The following is a 2,522-nucleotide window of genomic DNA, read 5'->3' as shown; positions in this document are numbered from 1 at the left end:
CCCCCCGCCGCGCCCGTCCGGCGGGCGACCGTCCGCGCGGCCACCGCGGACCGGGACAGCGCCCCGGCCGCCCCGGCCGCCCCGGCCGACCGCGAACCCGTCGCCGTCGTCGGCATGGCCGGGCGCTTCCCCGGCGCCGAGGACACCGGGCGGCTGTGGGACCTGCTCAGCCGGGGCCGCGACGCGACCGGTCCGGTCCCCGCCCACCGCTGGGAGGGGATCGGCTTCGACCCCGCCAACCTCACCACCGACCGGGGCGGCTTCCTGACCGACATCGCCGGGTTCGACGCGCCGTTCTTCCAGATCCCAGCCCGCGAGGCCCAGAGCATGGACCCCCAGCACCGGCTCCTGCTCCAGTCCGCCTGGCACGCCCTGGAGGACGCCGCCACCGACCCCACCTCCCTGCGCGGGACCCGGACCGGCGTCATCACGGCCCTGTCCAACTCCGACTACGCCCGCGTCCTGGAACGCGGCGGCCCCGACGGGGTGGACGCCTACTTCGGCACCGGCACCGCGCTCAACGCCGCCGCCGGACGGATCTCCTACCTGCTCGGCCTGAACGGACCCGCGTTCGCCGTCGACACCGCCTGCTCCTCCTCCCTGGTCGCCCTGCACCTGGCCGTCCGCTCCCTGCGGGCGGGCGAGGCCGACCGGATGATCGTCGGCGGCGTCAACGTCATCGCCGACCCGACCTGCACCGTCGCCACCAGCCGCGCGCACATGCTCGCCCCCGACGGCCGGTGCAAGACCTTCTCCGCCGATGCCGACGGGTTCGGCCGGGCCGAGGGCTGCGGCGTCGTGGTCCTCAAACGGCTCAGCGACGCCCACGCCGACGGCGACCGGATCCTGGCCGTGCTGCGCGGCAGCGCCGTCAACCAGGACGGGGCCTCCACCGGACTGACCGCGCCCAGCGGCCGCGCCCAGGAGGCCGTGATCGCCGCCGCGCTGGCCGACGCCGGGGTCGGCGGAGCCGACATCGACTACCTGGAGGCGCACGGCACCGGAACCTCCCTGGGCGACCCCATCGAGGTGGAGGCCGCCTGGAACGTCCTGGGGCGGGACCGCGACCCCGACCGCCCCCTCCTGATGGGCTCGGTCAAGAGCAACATCGGCCACGCCGAGTCCGCCTCCGGCATGGCGGCCCTGTTCAAGACCGTCCTGGCCCTGCGCGAGGGAACGCTCCCGGCCACCCTCCACTGCGCCGAACCCAACCCGCACGTGCCCTGGGACCGGATCGGCGCCCGGCCGGTCACCGAACCCACCGCCTGGCCGACCGGCGACCGGCCGCGCCTGGCGGGCGTGTCCGGGTTCGGGTTCAGCGGCACCAACGCCCACCTGGTCGTGGCGGAGGCCCCTCCCCTCCCGGAGCGGGAGGACGGCGAGGGACCCGCCCGCGTGGTCCTGCCGCTCTCGGCCGCCGACCCCGAGGGGCTCGACCGCCTCACCCTGGCCTGGCGCGACCGCCTGGCCACCGCCACCGACGACGAGATCCCCGCGCTGGCCGCCACCGCCGGGACCGGACGCGCCCACCTGCCCGTCCGCCGCGCCGTCGTCGGCACCGGCGCCACCGAACTGCGCGACGCCCTGACCGGTCCCGACCAGGGATGCGCCACCGGCGGGGCGCCGCGCGTAGCGTTGCTGTTCTCCGGGCAGGGCAGCCAGTACTTCGGCATGGGCCGCGAGCTCTACGAGACCGAACCGGTCTTCGCCGACGTCCTGGACCGCTGCGACCGCATCCTGGACGGCTCCCTCGGCGCCCCACTCACCGACCTGATGTTCGGATCGGCCGACCCCGCCCTCATCGACCAGACCAGGGTCACCCAGCCCGCGCTCGTGGCCCTGGAACTGGCCCTGGCCGCCCTCTGGGAGTCCTGGGGGGTCCGCGCCGTCGCGGTCATGGGCCACAGCGTCGGCGAGGTCGCGGCCGCCGTGCACGCCGGAGTGCTCAGCCTGGAGGACGGACTGCGGCTGATCCGCGACCGAGGCGCGCTCATGCAGGGCACCGCGCCCGGCGCCATGCTCTCGGTCACCCTCCCCCTCGACCGCGTCCGGGAACTGCTGGAGGGCACCGACCTGGACGTGGCCGCCGTCAACGGCCCCGAGTCGGTCGTGGTCGCGGGCGCCCCCGAGCAGACGGAGGCGCTGGCCGAACGGGTCCGGGAACTGGGCGCCAAGGCCCGCGCGCTCACCGTCTCGCACGCCTTCCACTCCCGCCTCATGGACCCGATCCTCGACGACTTCACCGAGGTCCTGGCCCCCATGGAGTTCGCGCGGCCCCAGATCCCGATCATCGCCAACGTCACCGGCGGCCCGGCCGCACCCGACCAGTACACCGCCGAGTACTGGCGCCGGCACGTGCGCCGGCCCGTCCTCTTCCACCAGGGCGTGCGCGCCCTGACCGAACAGGACGTCGACGTCTGCCTGGAGGTCGGCCCCGGCCGCACCCTCCTCGGCCTGGTCCGCGCCTCGACCGCGGGAACCGGTACCCCCGCACTGGTGGCGTCGGCGCGCAGGGGCGCCGG

1 protein-coding gene is annotated in these 2,522 nt (G+C 76.0%); it reads left to right on the top strand.

Annotated elements, in window-relative coordinates; all coding sequences use genetic code 11:
* Positions 1-2,522: type I polyketide synthase (locus tag D471_RS34125; RefSeq protein WP_017598908.1), on the top strand; the 2,522-nt coding region annotated here is incomplete at both ends.

It is taken from the genome of Nocardiopsis lucentensis DSM 44048 (assembly GCF_000341125.1).
Classification (GTDB): Bacteria; Actinomycetota; Actinomycetes; order Streptosporangiales; family Streptosporangiaceae; genus Nocardiopsis; species Nocardiopsis lucentensis.
The sequence above is the reverse complement of the archived record's forward strand: the minus strand, read 5'-3'. Positions and strand labels throughout refer to the sequence as shown.